We start from the raw sequence: 14,737 nt of genomic DNA, 5'->3' as shown, positions 1-14,737 counted from the left end.
TCTCCTCGCTAACTCTAACACTCGTAAAGGTTAACGACTATGGAGTACGAAACTATCAATAAAGAAACACCAGAGATGAAACAACTCATCTCTGGCATTAAAGGTTTGACGAATCGAGTGAGAAATATCGCTCAAACTCATCGTCCTCTTTTTGAAGGTGAAATCTACCTCACAGGAAGGGAGGTCTGCGAGAGACTATTCCTTTCCCCTCGCACCCTGCAAGACTATCGGGATAAGGGCATTATCCCTTACACCCAAATCGCAGGGAAAATCCTCTATCGGCTCTCAGACATAAACAGAATACTGAGTGAGAACTATGTCAACAGAAACCTTCATCGGTAATGATGTAGGTCTTCCTTTGTTTTTATCCATTGTTTTGGTCAGAGTATCGCAAAAAACTCTATCTTTGCCATTGAGCATCTGTGTATGCTCTTGCCTCTTGATAAAAGAGGCAGGATATTTTCTTATATGCTCGAGAGCAGAGAAACTTAAAGCAACAAAGGACAAAGGAAGCGAAGCACATAGTTTCACGTTTATTAAACAGGCAATGAAGCAAAAGTAACCAATTAAATAATTGGGCATTCTATTATAATATGAATCGATATATTCTCTTTTTCTTCTCGCTGTTGCTGAGCCTTTCGGTATCGGCTCAAAAGGTGATTCTAAGCGATGAACTCTTACCCCTATCGGGCGAAAACAATACGACAGTTTATTTCGAAAAGGACAGCCGAAAACCCTTGCAGGGAGAGTGGCGTATCAAGCGGGGGCTTGACGAAGAGACTATTTCCTTTTCTAACGGACTGATGGATGGCAAGTACCACCGCTATCGGGATGGTGTACTGAGAGAAACGGGGGCGTATGACCAGGGGAAAAGAAATGGGGTATTCACGGAGTACTACCAAGACGGCAAAACTGTCAGCAAGATTACCCCTATGAAGAAGGGTAAAATCGATGGCTGTGTAAAAACCTATTTCAAAGACGGTCGTTTGGATTTGGAGAAAGAATACCAGGAAAGTGTGGAAAACGGCTTTGAGAAGCGGTATGACAGCCAAAACGGTGCTCAAATACTTGAGACCCGTTGGGTGAATGGGAAGAAAGACGGGGTCGAGTGGAAACTCACGAAACAGGGAGATGGCGTTGAAAGCAAAGTCACACGAACTTATCGCATGGGCGTGCTACATGGGGCGTACAAAGAAGAAGTTTTGCGCAACGGAAATCCGATTTTGGTTGTAGAGGGACAGTATGCCGATGGAGAACGTTCGGGGGTATGGAAAGAGTACGACGCCACTATGAAGACGACAAGAGTACTAAGAAATAATCATTGAGACAAGCGAATTTGTATGACTGCATCAATAATTGCCGGGAGTGTCCTGATCGCAATAGCTGTGCTTATACTGATTTGGGGTATAATCACCTCTAATAATCTCATTGCCAAGAAAAACAGGGTGGAACAATGCCGGAGTGGCATTTGTGTGGCACTCAAGCAGAGAAATGACCTTATACCCAATTTGGTGGCATCTCTTAAAGCGTATATGGGACACGAAAATGAAATCCTTACCCGCATAGCCGAACTAAGGTCTCGAGCAGACGGAGCCCCCGAAGCAGAACAAATCAAGGACGGGACAGAAATCTCCACTCTTCTCAAACAAGTTAAGGCCGTTGTTGAGAGTAATCCGGATCTCAAAGCCAATGAGCAGTTTGTCTATCTCCAATATCAGATAACGGATATGGAGAACGAATTGCAGGCTATACGCCGAACTTATAACGCAACCGTAACGGATTACAACAATGCCGTAGAAATGTTCCCGTCTTCATACATCGCTTCAAGAAAACATCTTGGGAAAGAAGCATTGATACGAATTCCTGAAAGTGAGTTGGGCGACATTCATATCAAGGAGATTTTCGGATAATTGATGAAAGAAGACCACTTGATTGACTTCAAGATTGTCGCTCAACAAATGAGAGGGCAACTAACCCACATAGCTATGTGGCGTAAGATTGTTAGGCTTCTCATTTATTCCGTTTACCCTTTGGCTCTGCTTTGGCTTGCATTCACTATATTCGGAAGGAATATCGTCGATGCGGGCAATTATGAAACCTCACAAATAACGGCAACGTATGTCGTCATATTCTTTGTCGCCTTTGTGGTCCTCAATACGCTGTTCTCTTTATGCCTAAATGTACTGAAGCAGAAAGAGGAAAAAGTAATGGGGCAAATTATCAACCAGCTATTTCCGGATGCAAATTATTCTCCGACAAAAGAAGTAAAGGTATCCGATATTCGGGCAAGCAGACTATTCGGAACCCCAAATAGGTCGGAGGGTACTCTGCAAGTGGCAAGTTACGGTGCATTGAGTTTCCCAAATCAGCATCAAGCATTGACAATAGCCGATATAGGAGTAACCGCAACAAATGAACAGAATACTAAACCATGGAGATCCTTTAGGCTCCTCTGTCGGGCGATTTTCAGTCCGATGCGGGGCGCACAAGTAGAGAGCACGATGTTCAGCTTTAGGGGAATGTTTGGTTACTGCCGTCTTCCAAGAACTTGCAGGGGATTTGTTATGCTGCTTCCCGACCATTTGGAGGATAAGTTGGGCTACTTCGCTCTGACGATACAAAAACTGAGGGAGAGACATAAAGCAAAGTTTGTTTATTTGGAAGACCCCGAGTTTGAACGTCTCTTTACCGTATATGCCGATGACGAGGTAGAAGCCCGTATGATTTTGACCCCGGCAATGATGAAGAAACTTACCGCTCTTCGTTGTTCCTTTACTCATGACTTGATGCTCTCCTTTAGCGGAGATACATTTTATTATGCCTCCAATATGCCAAAAGGATTTCTTCGCCTTAGCGGGAAAACATCTTTAAACGAAGACCTATTGCTTGAAATCTACCAAGAGATCGGGTTCTGTCTTTCTGTAGAAGAAATGATGGGGAAGCATGTGGATAAGTAGGAAATATGATATAATAGACTTATGTTTAACTTCAAAATAATACTTGTATGATCTGGAAAATCATCGTGGCAATAGTCGCTGTCTTGATTATTGCTTTTATCGTGTTTGAAATCGTGTCTCGGATCTTTGCTAAGAAAAACCTGAAAGCCTTTTTGGCTTCTCATCCTCAAACACCGCTCACCGAGGAAAAGAAAAGGTTACTGGTATTTGGAGCCATCTTGTCTTGTTATCGCAATGAGGACATCCTTAGTATTATCACCGATGATAATATGAATGTATACAAGACCGGGCTTCAAAAACAATGGAGCATTAATGGTCGGGAAGATGCTCTAGAGACGCTAAACGCTCTGCTTAATTTAGAGCAGAGTACGGAATTGGACGAAGTCCTTGCTCAAGGAGGTTCTTCCGAGGAACTTATTGAGCTGCAGACTTTGATAGCAGACGGGCTAAAAACGGATTTGGCTCAAGTCCGGACCACAACCTCCACGTATGCTTGGGACGTATGCCGACTGGTGAGCTTGGCAAAATGGTGTTATTGGTTGCAATACATCAGTGAAGCGGAAATGTGGAAGTACCTCAATGAAGGAGCGGTGAAAGCATCGTCATTAGGCAAAGACTGGAACGACTATACGGTCTCGTTCTTAATGGGCCGAGCCATTCACGGATTTGGTACAGAGGATATCATAGACGATTGTAAGGCTCTATATCATAGAGAGTCTGACACGGATGTGTATTCCAAATACAGCTTTAAATAACTTTTCAAAGCTGACCGAGACCTCTGTGCAAAGGTCTCCCAATGATGGTATAGTCAATGGTCCTTTACAAAAAGGATCATTGACTATATTATTATCTATGTCTATCTTTCTTGTGAGAAAGAGGAAGTCTTTGACAGCTGTTTTTTGTCAATCTGTCCATATCCCTTGCAATCTTCTGGTCGGTGACTTGGGCATAGATTTGCGTGCTGGCAATAGACGAATGCCCCATCATCTTAGCGATACTCTCGATAGGCACACCAGCCTCTAGCGTTAGCGTGCCGAACGTGTATCTTGCACAGTGCCAAGTCAACGGAGTACGGATGCCACATGCCAACCCTACGGCTTTGAGACGACTGAGTAGCTTCCAGTCGCTCATTGTATCGGGAAATATCTTGTAGTCTCCTCTGCTCTTCGCCTTCGTGTAAAGGGCGAGTATCTGCTCCGCTATTGGATGCAGGGGGATCAAACCCTCCACCTCCGTTTTCTGCCTTGCCTTGCGAATATACCGCTTTCCCTCGCTGTTCGTCTCTTCCTCAGGAGGGATTGAAATCAGCGGAGGGACAGAAGCGAACATTCCACCCACAAATGCAAAAGGAGAGCCTCACACTAGGTGAAGCTCTCCTTTTGTTTCGTAGGCTTGCTAGGTTACTTCGTATGGCTTAGCAAAGACCAGATAGCGTCGTCCTCAGGGTACGGCGCGACGACCTCGACGTGCTCATGCGTGACGGGGTGCTCGAAGCTTAAGATACGTGCATGGAGCGAGATCCCGCCGTCTTTGTTGCTCCGTGGAGCGCCATACTTGAGGTCTCCCTTGATCGGGTAGCCCATGTGGCTCAGCTGCGTACGTATCTGATGATGCCGTCCCGTATGTAGCGTCACGGCCAGCAGACTGTAGCGGTCGCCCACGGAGAGGCGCTCATAGGTAAGCCAGGCGCGCTTAGCCTCAGCGTGAGGCTCCGTCACGACGTAGCTCTTGTTTTGCTTGCGATTACGATAGAGCAGATTCTTCGCCTCGCCCGCTTTCTGGGGAAAGGCGCCACAGACCACAGCGTGGTAGACTTTGTGGATCTCTCGTCGCTGAAACATAGCGTTGAGCCGTGCCAGAGCCTTCGAAGTCTTGGCAAAAAGCACGGCCCCCGACGTCGGTCTATCGATACGATGCGTGACCCCAACGAACGCCCGCCCAGGCTTGTCGTACTTATCAATGAGATAGCGCTCGACAAGCTCCGAGAGCGGCGTATCGCCCGTGCTATCACCCTGTACGAGCATCCCCGCCGGCTTATTGACAATGAGGAGATGATTGTCCTCGTAGAGGATCTGTAGGTCAGGCATCGGTCTGCTTACTAAGGCTTTACATATTCATACCACCACAGCAGGAGAGCACCTGTCCTGTCATGTAGGAGGAGAGGTCGCTCGCGAGGAAAAGAGCCACATTGGCCACATCCTCAGGCTTGCCACCACGACGTAGCGGAATCTGCTTAGCCCACTCCTTGCGCACCTCCTCGCTGAGGACGGCCGTCATATCGCTCTCGATGAAGCCTGGAGCGATGCTGTTGGCACGGATACCACGTGAGCCGAGTTCCTTGGCAACGCTCTTAGCCAGTGCGATCATACCAGCCTTAGAGGCGGAGTAGTTCACCTGACCCGCATTGCCCGATACACCGACGACGCTCGCCATATTGATGATGCTACCCTGACGCTGCTTCATCATGACGGGAGCTGCGGCATGGATCATATTGAAGGCGGACTTTAAGTTGACATTGATCACCGCATCCCACTGCTGCTCGCTCATACGCAGGAGCAGACCGTCACGGGTGATGCCCGCATTATTGACTAGGACGTCCAGCTTGCCAAAGTCAGCGACGATCTGATCAACGAGCTGATGCGCTGCCTCAAAGTCTGCAGCATTGCTCTCGTAGGTGCGTATCGTGACACCGCACTCCTTGGCTAGCTGAGCGTAGTAATCCTTTGCTTCGTCAGCAACCTTGAGGTCACTGATAGCTACATGGCATCCAGCCTCTGCATACTTCGTGGCGATCGCCTTGCCGATACCACGTGCTGCTCCGGTGATCAGAGCCACTTTGTCCTGAAGTAGTTTCATAGATTCTATTGAGTTATAGGTTTTGTATTTGTATGATTGGTTAGTCCCTGCCTGAGTAACTGCTTCATCGCAGCGATGATGCGGAGGTAGTCCTCCTTGCCGTACTCATGGTGGTAGCGATTGATGTAAGGCGCCTCCAGACTTTTGAAGCTCTTGAGGAGCAGGTAGGCTGTCGAGTTGATATCAGGGACTAGCAACTCTCCACGATCGTGCCCCTCCTGCAGGATCCGCTTGAGCATGTCGTACTCGCTCTGGTCATACTTGAGGCGAAGGCGCTCAACGTTGAAAGTGTCGCTAAAGAAGCTTGCATTGCGCTCGCCTTGTCTCTGCACCGTCTTCTGAATCAGCTGCAAATGGTTGTCCAGCAGAACCATTAGCTTAGTAATCGCATCACCTGGACGAGCCAGCACTTCGCTCAGCGACTGACTCATCAGACTGATCTCCCGCTCTATGACCGCCATGAGTAGCGCCTGCTTGTCCTTATAATAGGTGTAGACCGTGCGCCGACTGCACCCCACAGCCTCAGCAATAGCGACCATGGTCGTCTCCTCGACTCCTTGCTGCACAAAGAGCGTGTGAGCCATTTGGACGATGCGCTGGCGCATATGTTGTGTAGAGGTCATAAGTGTGTGGACGATAATAAAAGCGTGAGATAACCGTTACAAAGATACAGCTTTGCGCCGAAAGTACCCTTTGGGGTCAAGCGCACGCCACTCTAATTCTCACCCACATGTCATCCCCCAGGAGATTACTCGGCTCCCTGCCTACCAATATACTACTTGTCGTGCTGGCGCTCGTCGTGGCACTCCTACCGCTCATCCTCTCGGAGCCTCTCGTGAGACGTATGGCCGACGAGGAGCGGCTCAAGATGCAAACCTGGGCGGAGGCGACTGAGTGCATTGCCAGCCAAAGCGACGAGCAGCTCAATGCCTTAGCTCTCCAAATCCTAGAGTCAAACACCACCATACCACTCATCCTCACAGACAGCCTCGGCAACATCTTGGGATACAAAAACATTGACCCCGAAGCGGTCGCTCGTGACTCAACCTACTTGGCGAGGAGGCTCACGGCTTTTCGCTCTGGCTATGCACCCATTGAGATAGACCTAGGCACCGCTGGGCGCCAATACCTTTACTACAGCGACAGCAGTAATCTGAAGCGGTTGCTACGTTTCCCCTATCTGCAGACGGGCATTTTCATTCTCTACATCATCATCCTCGTCCTCACCATTCGCAGTCTACTGCACTGGGAGCAAGACCGCATATGGGTCGGGCTCAGCAAGGAGACCGCCCACCAGCTCGGCACGCCTATCTCTTCGCTCATGGCATGGACCGAACTGCTCAAGAGCTACGACCTACCCCCCGAAATCATCGAGAGCATCGGCCAAGATGTCAATCGCCTCGAGCTAATCGCCCATCGCTTCCAAAAGGTTGGCAGCCTCCCCGAGCTCTCGCCCATAGAGCTCAACGGACTGATCGCCACCTCTGTGCAATACCTCTCGCGACGCATCTCCAGACAGGTAGAGATCCTCTTCGAGCCAGCAGCTGAGGAGCTCTACTGTCTCATCACGCCCGACCTCATGAGCTGGGTCGTAGAGAATATCGTCAAGAACGGCGTCGATGCGATGGACGGCAAGGGCACAATCACCATCACCACGGAGGCTCACGGCAAGAACGCCTACCTCGAGATCACCGACACGGGCCGTGGTATGACACGCGCCACGCAGCGGATGATCTTCAAGCCTGGCTTCACGACCAAGGAGCGAGGCTGGGGGCTCGGCTTGTCGCTCGCACGTCGCATCATACGTCACTACTTCCGCGGGCGCATCTACGTCAAGCGCTCCGAGCTACAAGTCGGCACCACCTTCCGTATTACCCTCCCCCTACAACAGCTCCCCTAGCCCACTCACCGTTCCCCCTCTCAGCAAAAAAGTGGAAACAAAACACGGCCAATCGTGGAAACGAGGGAGGAATCTTCGTTGCTTTATACTGAAAGCAAGTTAGTTATATCAATAATCGGTCGACTATCTCAGTGATACCTCTTGGGGAAAGAGACGATCCAGAACGGGTGGTTTCAGGCCGCCACGGAAGAATTTCCCAATAGCTACCGAGGAAACGAAAATTCTCCACGGAACCGGGAAATAAAACTTCGGAAGAATGAAATGAAACTTCGGAAGAAAGATTTCGAAGTTCCGATGATTTTTTTCGTATCTCCGTGGAGGATAAACAATCTCTACCGAGGCATTTCACATTTCCTCTGGGGGGTGCCAAAAGCATCCCGACAAACGACATTTGCATCACGACGTAGAGACACTCTTGATCAGTCCTTCCGCCGAGCGTCTAGCCCTAGGGAGCCCAGCGATCAGCGAAGCTCGCTATTTCTCTCTTGGGGACTCCCAGCTGAGAGCTCAAATCCTGCCAGTCTTTTGCTCTAGTTTGCGGGGCAACTTTGTACCCATTGTGCTTTTCGTTCTGTCTCTCAACCTATCATATAGTATATGACGATACAACTTTAGCGTTACTATTATAAGTGTTGGCGGGAATACGTTCTGCTCAGACGTTTTTTGCTGGTGGAATGTACGGACCTGTAGTTTCGCTTCGGATATTTGAGTACCTTTGCACAATGATGTATGATGCCCTTTGTATGGTCTCTGAATATAGACTAGGGAGGGGACTCATCGCTGATTAACTTGTTTTATCTGTATATACCACAGCTCGTACGTTTTACAGCTGAGATTTACGCTTGCCTATGTCGCATCACACCTCTCGTCCACGGCGCCGATCGCTACTCCCCTCGTCTAGGATTATTGCGATCGTTTGTATCGCCCTGCCTCTCTTCCTGCTGGGATCTATAGCTCTCCTCGAGATGGGCAAGTGTCACCTAGAGCAGTCGGTACGTGAGGAGATGACCTTCACCGTCCTGCTAGACCCAGAGATGACTGCTCAGGATAGCATCAACCTGATGCAGCAAGTGCAGCAAGCGCCCTATATCAAGGACGTGACCTACATAACGCCTGACGAGGCGGCACGACAGCTGGAGGAAGAGATTGGCGAAGATCCTGTGGCGGTCCTCGGTTTTAACCCCTTACAGCCCTCGCTGGAGGTGCATCTCAAGTCGCAGTACGCTGTAGCCGATAGCATGGCTCAGATAGAGAGCGACTTCGCATCGTGGGGCAACGTGCAGACGATGAGCTATCGTGGAGATATGCTCCAGATGATCGATGAGAATATGCAGCATCTCTCAACGATCCTACTGATCGTCTCGCTGATCCTGCTGATCATCGCTATCATACAGGTCAATAGTATGACCCACATTATGATCTACAGCCGGCGCTTCCTGATCCGCTCTATGACCCTGCTGGGCGCTAAGCCATGCTTGATCCGCAAGCCCTTTACCACTTACAGTATCTTCAACGGGCTGTGGGGTGGTTTGCTAGCGACCTGTATGATTATAGGCTTGCTCTGCTATATGACGCAGCGCAATCCGCAACTCCTCCAGAGCTACCTCAGCTACAGCGAGGTGGCGATCATCCTCGGAGGGATCATCTGCCTCGGCATCCTGCTCTCGTGGATCACCGCTTCTATCTCGACGAGCCGATACATTCGCATGGATGGCGGACGCATCGTCATGGCTTAGTCATTATCTTATCCATTACAACTTATCAATTATGGTATTTGGCAAGAAGAACTATATCCTCCTAGCGATCTCTGTGGGGATCATCATACTGGGGCTCCTCTTGATGTCAGGCGGAGGTAGCGCAGACAGCACAGAGTTTACGGCTGAGATCTTTAGCACACGTCGTATCGTGGTGGCACCTATCGTCACGTTGGTCGGCTTCCTCCTGATCATCTACGCGATCATGGCTAAGCCTAAGGATCCCAACAAAAGCAACGGCAAGGATAGCGACGCTAAGCCACAAAGCAAGTAAACCTCTTGTGCCGCAACGCTTAAGATGACGATACTTGAATCCATTATTCTAGCCATCGTAGAGGGCTTGACGGAGTTTCTCCCCGTCAGTTCTACGGGGCACATGATCCTTACGCAGGGGGCGCTTGGTATGGAGAGCACGCCTTTCCTACGCGCTTTTACGGTGATGATCCAGTTTGGGGCGATCCTCTCAGTCGTAGTGCTGTACTACAAGCGCTTCTTTACCTTCCGTGTGGAGGAGGGCGCACGGCAGCTACCGCAGGGGTGGCAATGGGTCGGACGTTTCTCCTTTTACATCAAGCTCCTCGTGGGGCTGATTCCCGCAGCGGTCATCGGGCTACTACTGGAGAAGCAGATAGACCAGCTCCTAGACAATGTCTATGTGGTCGCCACGACGCTCTTCCTAGGCGGTATCTTCATGCTTTTCATCGATCGCATCTGGCCCGCTCAAAGTCAGACGGCAGAGCGTCCGTCGTACCGCAACGCTTTCGTCATAGGTTGCTTTCAGACCATCGCCATGATCCCAGGCGTGTCACGCTCCATGGCAACGATCGTGGGGGGACTACAGCAACGACTCACGAGACGTGCAGCGACCGAGTTCTCCTTCTTTCTAGCGGTGCCGACGATGCTCGGAGCCACTCTGCTCAAGGGGTACAAGCTCCTCTCCGATCCCGTCTCTAGTCAGATGCTTCAGGAAAACTGGATGGCACTGCTCGTGGGCAATGTGGTGGCTTTCGTAGTGGCTCTGCTAGCGATCAAGTTCTTTATCAACTATGTGACCCGCTACGGCTTCAAGCTCTTCGGCTACTACCGTATCGTGGTCGGTCTACTGGTACTCATCCTACTGCTCTGTGGGGTGCCTCTAGCGATGCACTAATAAGATGAATCAGGAAGTCTCCTCCAAGCTATATACTCCTGCCGATCTACAAGCTCGTCGCCCCCTCACGTTACGTGCGGGAGCGATCATACCACTAGACAAGCCGTTGGGGTGGACCTCCTTTGACGTGGTCAATAAGTTGCGCATCATGGTGCGTCAGGTGACGGGCATCAAGCGCATCAAGGTAGGCCACGCGGGGACGCTGGATCCGCAGGCGACGGGCGTACTGGTGCTCTGCACGGGTCGTGCCACGAAACTCATCGAGCAGCTGATGGATCATGACAAAGAGTACTGCGCCACGCTCCAGCTCGGAGCCACCACGCCATCCTTCGACAGCGAGCACGAGATCGATGCGACCTATCCCTACGAACATATCACGGAGGAGATGGTGCGGAGCACCCTGCACCAGTTCACGGGAGAGATAGACCAGCGACCTCCGAGCTTCTCAGCGGTCAAGGTGGGCGGCATACGCGCCTACGACCTAGCCCGTCAGGGACAGGAAGTAGAGCTCGCACACAAGCACGTCACCATCCACGAGCTGGAGCTAGTTAGCTTCACGCCCCCCTCCCTACAGCTACGCATCGTCTGTAGCAGAGGCACCTACATTCGTTCGCTAGCACGCGACCTCGGCACGGCTCTCGACTCGGGAGCTTATCTTACCCAGCTGGTGCGGACACGCTCTGGCGAGATTTCTCAGGCGAACTGCTTTAGCCTCGACCAACTGGACGAGCTACTCGCCCTAACACCCGAAGAGGAGGAACTCTCCTGACTACTATATCCCCCCCTATCCCATTAGAATCAGAATCCAATATGCGACATAAAGCGAAGCTTTCACACTTTGACTACAAGCTCCCCGAGGAGCTCATTGCTCAGTATCCGACCACCTTCAGAGATCAGTCTCGTATGATGGTGCTGCACCGCACCGATGGCTCTATCGAGCATAAGAACTTTGTGGACATCCTCGACTATTTTGGCGAAAAAGACACCTTTGTCTTCAACGACACCAAGGTTTTCCCCGCAAGACTCTATGGACTGAAGGAGAAGAATCAGGCAAAGATTGAGGTCTTCCTCCTGCGTGAGCTCAACGAATCCCTGCGTCTATGGGATGTCCTCGTAGATCCAGCCCGCAAGATCCGCATCGGCAACAAGCTGGAGTTCGGCGAAGAGGGCGGAGCTCCCGTGCTGGTCGCTGAGGTTATCGACAATACCATCTCGCGCGGTCGTATCCTACGCTTCCTCTACGACGGCTCTCACGAGGACTTCCTCAAGGATCTGTACAGTCTAGGCGAAGCTCCACTACCCCAAGAGATCAAGCGCCCCGCTGAGCCAAGCGATCTAGAGCGTTATCAGAGTGTCTTCGCCAAGCATATCGGCGCCGTCTGCGCTCCTGCGGCGAGCCTGCACTTTAGCGACATCATCCTGCACAAGCTTCGTCTGCAGGGCTGCAACCTTGCTTTCCTCACGCTACATCACAACCTCTCCAGCTATCAGGAGATCGAGGTGGAGGCGATCAGCAAGTATAAGGTGGAGAACGAAGAGATGTACATTCCCCTCGAGTGCTGCGACATCGTCAACCAAGCGCGCGACGACAATGCGCAGATCGTTGCCGTCGGGGCTACCGTCATGCGAGCCCTCGAGACGGGCGTCAGCACAGATGGTTACCTCAAGGAGTTCAGCGGATGGACCAACGAGTTCATCTACCCGCCTTACCACATTCACCTGCCGACCGCTATGCTGACCAACTTCAATGCGCCAAAGAGTATCAACCTCATGTGCGCCGCCACCATGGGTGGAGAGAAGAATGTGATGAACGCAATGAATGTAGCGGTCAAGGAGAAGTACCGCTTCGGCTGCTACGGGGATGCGCTCCTCATTATGGACTAAAGAATCCCACTAAGCCTCTCTCACTGTCGCTCCTATGCCTACTGCTTACATAGCCCTCGGTAGCAACCTTGACGAGCCTCGTCATCAGTTGCTAGAGGCGATCAGGCGAATGCGCCTTCGTGGGCTCCAGATTCACAGTATCGCCCCCTTTGTGGAGACTCGCCCCGTGGGGTTCGCTTCGGAGCATCTCTTCCTCAATAGCGTTGTGGCTGTTCACACGACAGCCACACCAGCAGAGCTTTTGGCACAGCTTCAGGAGATCGAGCGGGAGATGGGGCGACTGCACAAGTCGCACGACGGGATCTACTCCGACCGAGTCATAGACCTAGACATCCTGCTCTACGACCAGCGTGTCGTGACCACGCCTGAGCTCACCATCCCGCATCCTCGTATGTGTGAGCGAGCCTTCGTCCTGCAGCCACTCAGCTACATAGCGCCCGAACTCACCATCCCCACCACGGGGGCCACCGTGGCTCAGCTACTAGCCGCCCTGCCCTCATGATACATGATCTGAGCGAAACGATCTGTGCGCCTGCCACCGCACTGGGCGGGGGGCTAGCCGTCATACGTATCTCGGGAAGCTTAGTCCCGCAGATCGCTGAGACACTTCTTGGCAAAAGGCTCGCGCCTCGTGAAGCCACGACCGCTGGACTGCGAATTGACGGACAACTCATAGACCTCGTCGTAGCCACCTACTTTGCCGCCCCACACTCCTACACTGGCGAAGAGGTCGTCGAGCTCTCCTGCCACGCCTCTCCCTTCATCGTGCGCTCCATACTGGAGTGGATCGCTCATCAGAAAGGGTGTCGTATGGCCGATCCAGGCGAATTTACCCGTCGTGCCTTAGCGCATGGCAAGCTAGACCTCGCCGAGGCAGAAGCGGTCGCCGACCTCATCGCAGCGACTACTGCCACACAGCACAAGATGGCTATGGAGCAGCATACTGGCAGGCTCAGTCATCTGCTCAACGAACTGCGGGCGACGCTCCTACGCTTCGCCGGTCTCCTCGAGCTGGAGCTAGACTTTAGCGAAGAGGATGTCGCCTTTGCCGATCGCACCACTTTAGCTGAAACGTTAGCCACCATACAGCACCAGCTCCGCCTGCTCACGCAAAGCTTCAGCACCGGGCAAGAGCTCCAGCAAGGTATCCCGACCGCTATCATTGGCGCGCCCAACGTAGGTAAGAGCAGTCTCCTCAACGCCCTCCTCCAGCACGAGCGAGCCATCGTCAGCGACATCCCTGGCACGACCCGCGACACCGTCGAGGGGCGACTAACCATCCGTGGTACACTCTTCCGACTCATCGACACCGCTGGTCTGCGCCAGACGACCGACCTCGTGGAGCAACTAGGCATCGAGCGTAGCTACCAGCAGATCTCCTCGGCACGGCTCATCCTCTGGGTCATCGCCCCGCCCCTACCTACGTGGGACGAGCTAGAGACACAGCTCGGTGAACTCCTGCCACTCACCTCCCCCGACAGTACCCTCATACTCCTGCTCAACAAGCGGGATCTACTCACCGAGCGTGAGGTCACGGACTGGCTCAGCCACTGCTCCGACCAACTACAGCGCATTACGGACAAACGGCACACCACCCCTCCGCTAGCCATCTCAGCACGAGCCGCTCAGGGCATCGAAGCCCTCGAAGAGCTGATGGTCACCAACACCCACACCCTGCACAGCAATGAAGAGACCGTGATGCTCTACAACCTACGCCACTACGAGGCGCTCACCAAGGCAAGTCACGCCTTAGAGTTAGTCTCCGAGGGCCTCCACAACGGCTTGACCAGCGACCTCATCACCCCCTATCTCCGTGAGGCTATCGAAGAGATCGGCCTCGTCACAGGCGCCTCCATCACCTCCGACGAGGTGCTCGGCTACATCTTCTCCCACTTCTGCATCGGCAAGTAGTATGGGACAGGGACGCATCGCAGAGGAGCAGCAGGTCATTCGGCAAATGATCCAGCTCTACTGCAGGAAGAAAGAGGAAAATGAAACGCTCTGCGACAGTTGTCGCGAGCTACTCGAATACGCCACACGGCGACTAGACCGTTGTCGCTACGGTGTAGCGAAGCCCACCTGCCGCAAATGTCCCATACACTGCTACCGACCCGACATGAAAGCCCGCATTCAGGCGGTGATGCGCTGGGCCGGTCCACGTATGCTCTCCCACCACCCCCTCGCCGCCCTCAAACATCTCCTCCGCGAGCTCTAATCTTCGCCACAGTCTTACGAG

17 protein-coding genes and 1 pseudogene are annotated in these 14,737 nt (G+C 52.1%); 14 read left to right on the top strand and 4 right to left on the bottom strand.

The features are described 5' to 3' along the window. Positions 1–39: 39 nt before the first annotated feature. The 5 genes from PORUE0001_RS07360 (at position 40) to PORUE0001_RS07340 (ending at position 3,712) form a co-directional block, all read left to right on the top strand. Positions 40–342, top strand: coding sequence for a helix-turn-helix domain-containing protein (locus tag PORUE0001_RS07360; RefSeq protein WP_007365793.1), 303 nt, complete (start codon positions 40–42; stop codon positions 340–342). 251 nt (positions 343–593) lie between these two features. After that, entirely contained in the window at positions 594–1,325 is a 732-nt protein-coding gene (locus PORUE0001_RS07355) for a toxin-antitoxin system YwqK family antitoxin (protein ID WP_007365827.1), read from the top strand. Positions 1,326–1,340: 15 nt separating this feature from the next. Further along, positions 1,341–1,910, top strand: a complete 570-nt coding sequence (locus PORUE0001_RS07350; RefSeq protein WP_039865776.1) for a LemA family protein — start codon at positions 1,341–1,343, stop codon at positions 1,908–1,910. Between the two features lie 3 nt (positions 1,911–1,913). Further along, on the top strand, positions 1,914–2,957 hold the full coding sequence (locus tag PORUE0001_RS07345; protein ID WP_039865775.1) for a DUF3137 domain-containing protein: 1,044 nt from the start codon (positions 1,914–1,916) through the stop codon (positions 2,955–2,957). A gap of 47 nt (positions 2,958–3,004) precedes the next feature. Further along, on the top strand, positions 3,005–3,712 hold the full coding sequence (locus PORUE0001_RS07340) for a DUF1266 domain-containing protein (RefSeq protein ID WP_039865774.1): 708 nt from the start codon (positions 3,005–3,007) through the stop codon (positions 3,710–3,712). Between the two features lie 91 nt (positions 3,713–3,803). Here the strand turns inward: PORUE0001_RS07340 and PORUE0001_RS07335 are convergent. The 4 genes and pseudogenes from PORUE0001_RS07335 to PORUE0001_RS07320 form a co-directional block, all read right to left on the bottom strand. Beyond that, positions 3,804–4,298 (bottom strand): annotated as a pseudogene (locus PORUE0001_RS07335) (site-specific integrase); the annotation flags it as partial. 59 nt (positions 4,299–4,357) lie between these two features. Beyond that, positions 4,358–5,044: an RluA family pseudouridine synthase gene (locus PORUE0001_RS07330; RefSeq protein WP_007365829.1), complete on the bottom strand. Its 687-nt coding sequence runs from the start codon at positions 5,042–5,044 to the stop codon at positions 4,358–4,360. 19 nt (positions 5,045–5,063) lie between these two features. Then, a complete protein-coding gene (gene fabG / locus PORUE0001_RS07325) occupies positions 5,064–5,813 on the bottom strand; it encodes a 3-oxoacyl-[acyl-carrier-protein] reductase (RefSeq protein WP_007365771.1) in 750 nt (249 codons plus the stop codon). 5 nt (positions 5,814–5,818) lie between these two features. Next, positions 5,819–6,436, bottom strand: coding sequence for a TetR/AcrR family transcriptional regulator (locus tag PORUE0001_RS07320; RefSeq protein ID WP_007365721.1), 618 nt, complete (start codon positions 6,434–6,436; stop codon positions 5,819–5,821). Between the two features lie 107 nt (positions 6,437–6,543). On the opposite strand from PORUE0001_RS07320, the gene PORUE0001_RS07315 reads away from it, so the two are divergent. From PORUE0001_RS07315 to PORUE0001_RS07275, 9 genes are all read left to right on the top strand, one after another. Continuing rightward, on the top strand, positions 6,544–7,713 hold the full coding sequence (locus PORUE0001_RS07315; RefSeq protein WP_007365796.1) for a sensor histidine kinase: 1,170 nt from the start codon (positions 6,544–6,546) through the stop codon (positions 7,711–7,713). 848 nt (positions 7,714–8,561) lie between these two features. Then, positions 8,562–9,449 carry a cell division protein FtsX gene (locus PORUE0001_RS07310; RefSeq protein WP_007365740.1) on the top strand — a complete coding sequence of 296 codons (888 nt, stop codon included), beginning with the start codon at positions 8,562–8,564 and terminating at the stop codon, positions 9,447–9,449. Between the two features lie 31 nt (positions 9,450–9,480). Further along, a complete protein-coding gene (locus PORUE0001_RS07305) occupies positions 9,481–9,741 on the top strand; it encodes a DUF3098 domain-containing protein (protein ID WP_007365762.1) in 261 nt (86 codons plus the stop codon). 24 nt (positions 9,742–9,765) lie between these two features. Continuing rightward, the gene (locus PORUE0001_RS07300; RefSeq protein ID WP_007365732.1) at positions 9,766–10,617 is read left to right on the top strand and encodes an undecaprenyl-diphosphate phosphatase; all 852 of its coding nucleotides are present in this window, start codon (positions 9,766–9,768) and stop codon (positions 10,615–10,617) included. A gap of 4 nt (positions 10,618–10,621) precedes the next feature. After that, positions 10,622–11,386, top strand: coding sequence for a tRNA pseudouridine(55) synthase TruB (gene truB / locus PORUE0001_RS07295; protein ID WP_007365767.1), 765 nt, complete (start codon positions 10,622–10,624; stop codon positions 11,384–11,386). Between the two features lie 41 nt (positions 11,387–11,427). Then, the gene (gene queA / locus PORUE0001_RS07290; protein ID WP_007365750.1) at positions 11,428–12,501 is read left to right on the top strand and encodes a tRNA preQ1(34) S-adenosylmethionine ribosyltransferase-isomerase QueA; all 1,074 of its coding nucleotides are present in this window, start codon (positions 11,428–11,430) and stop codon (positions 12,499–12,501) included. A gap of 34 nt (positions 12,502–12,535) precedes the next feature. After that, positions 12,536–13,003, top strand: a complete 468-nt coding sequence (folK, locus tag PORUE0001_RS07285) for a 2-amino-4-hydroxy-6-hydroxymethyldihydropteridine diphosphokinase (protein ID WP_007365853.1) — start codon at positions 12,536–12,538, stop codon at positions 13,001–13,003. Next, positions 13,000–14,412 (top strand): tRNA uridine-5-carboxymethylaminomethyl(34) synthesis GTPase MnmE, encoded by a 1,413-nt coding sequence (gene mnmE, locus PORUE0001_RS07280; protein ID WP_007365769.1) that lies wholly within the window; start codon positions 13,000–13,002, stop codon positions 14,410–14,412. Before folK ends, mnmE begins: the two co-directional genes overlap by 4 nt. A gap of 1 nt (position 14,413) precedes the next feature. Beyond that, positions 14,414–14,716, top strand: coding sequence for a nitrous oxide-stimulated promoter family protein (locus PORUE0001_RS07275; protein WP_007365832.1), 303 nt, complete (start codon positions 14,414–14,416; stop codon positions 14,714–14,716). Positions 14,717–14,737 lie beyond the last annotated feature (21 nt).

The sequence above is a fragment of the Porphyromonas uenonis 60-3 genome (assembly GCF_000174775.1).
Classification (GTDB): Bacteria; Bacteroidota; Bacteroidia; order Bacteroidales; family Porphyromonadaceae; genus Porphyromonas; species Porphyromonas uenonis_A.
The sequence above is the reverse complement of the archived record's forward strand: the minus strand, read 5'-3'. Positions and strand labels throughout refer to the sequence as shown.

Excerpts from the sequence above, each read along its gene's own strand:
- PORUE0001_RS07340 (WP_039865774.1), top strand. The coding sequence starts at position 3,005 with ATGATCTGGAAAATCATCGTGGCAATAGTCGCTGTCTTGATTATTGCT.
- PORUE0001_RS07305 (WP_007365762.1), top strand. The coding sequence starts at position 9,481 with ATGGTATTTGGCAAGAAGAACTATATCCTCCTAGCGATCTCTGTGGGG.
- queA (WP_007365750.1), top strand. The coding sequence starts at position 11,428 with ATGCGACATAAAGCGAAGCTTTCACACTTTGACTACAAGCTCCCCGAG.
- PORUE0001_RS07315 (WP_007365796.1), top strand. The coding sequence starts at position 6,544 with ATGTCATCCCCCAGGAGATTACTCGGCTCCCTGCCTACCAATATACTA.
- PORUE0001_RS07300 (WP_007365732.1), top strand. The coding sequence starts at position 9,766 with ATGACGATACTTGAATCCATTATTCTAGCCATCGTAGAGGGCTTGACG.
- PORUE0001_RS07320 (WP_007365721.1), bottom strand. The coding sequence starts at position 6,436 with ATGACCTCTACACAACATATGCGCCAGCGCATCGTCCAAATGGCTCAC.
- PORUE0001_RS07355 (WP_007365827.1), top strand. The coding sequence starts at position 594 with ATGAATCGATATATTCTCTTTTTCTTCTCGCTGTTGCTGAGCCTTTCG.
- PORUE0001_RS07345 (WP_039865775.1), top strand. The coding sequence starts at position 1,914 with ATGAAAGAAGACCACTTGATTGACTTCAAGATTGTCGCTCAACAAATG.
- PORUE0001_RS07275 (WP_007365832.1), top strand. The coding sequence starts at position 14,414 with ATGGGACAGGGACGCATCGCAGAGGAGCAGCAGGTCATTCGGCAAATG.
- PORUE0001_RS07360 (WP_007365793.1), top strand. The coding sequence starts at position 40 with ATGGAGTACGAAACTATCAATAAAGAAACACCAGAGATGAAACAACTC.
- fabG (WP_007365771.1), bottom strand. The coding sequence starts at position 5,813 with ATGAAACTACTTCAGGACAAAGTGGCTCTGATCACCGGAGCAGCACGT.
- truB (WP_007365767.1), top strand. The coding sequence starts at position 10,622 with ATGAATCAGGAAGTCTCCTCCAAGCTATATACTCCTGCCGATCTACAA.
- mnmE (WP_007365769.1), top strand. The coding sequence starts at position 13,000 with ATGATACATGATCTGAGCGAAACGATCTGTGCGCCTGCCACCGCACTG.
- PORUE0001_RS07310 (WP_007365740.1), top strand. The coding sequence starts at position 8,562 with ATGTCGCATCACACCTCTCGTCCACGGCGCCGATCGCTACTCCCCTCG.
- PORUE0001_RS07350 (WP_039865776.1), top strand. The coding sequence starts at position 1,341 with ATGACTGCATCAATAATTGCCGGGAGTGTCCTGATCGCAATAGCTGTG.
- folK (WP_007365853.1), top strand. The coding sequence starts at position 12,536 with ATGCCTACTGCTTACATAGCCCTCGGTAGCAACCTTGACGAGCCTCGT.
- PORUE0001_RS07330 (WP_007365829.1), bottom strand. The coding sequence starts at position 5,044 with ATGCCTGACCTACAGATCCTCTACGAGGACAATCATCTCCTCATTGTC.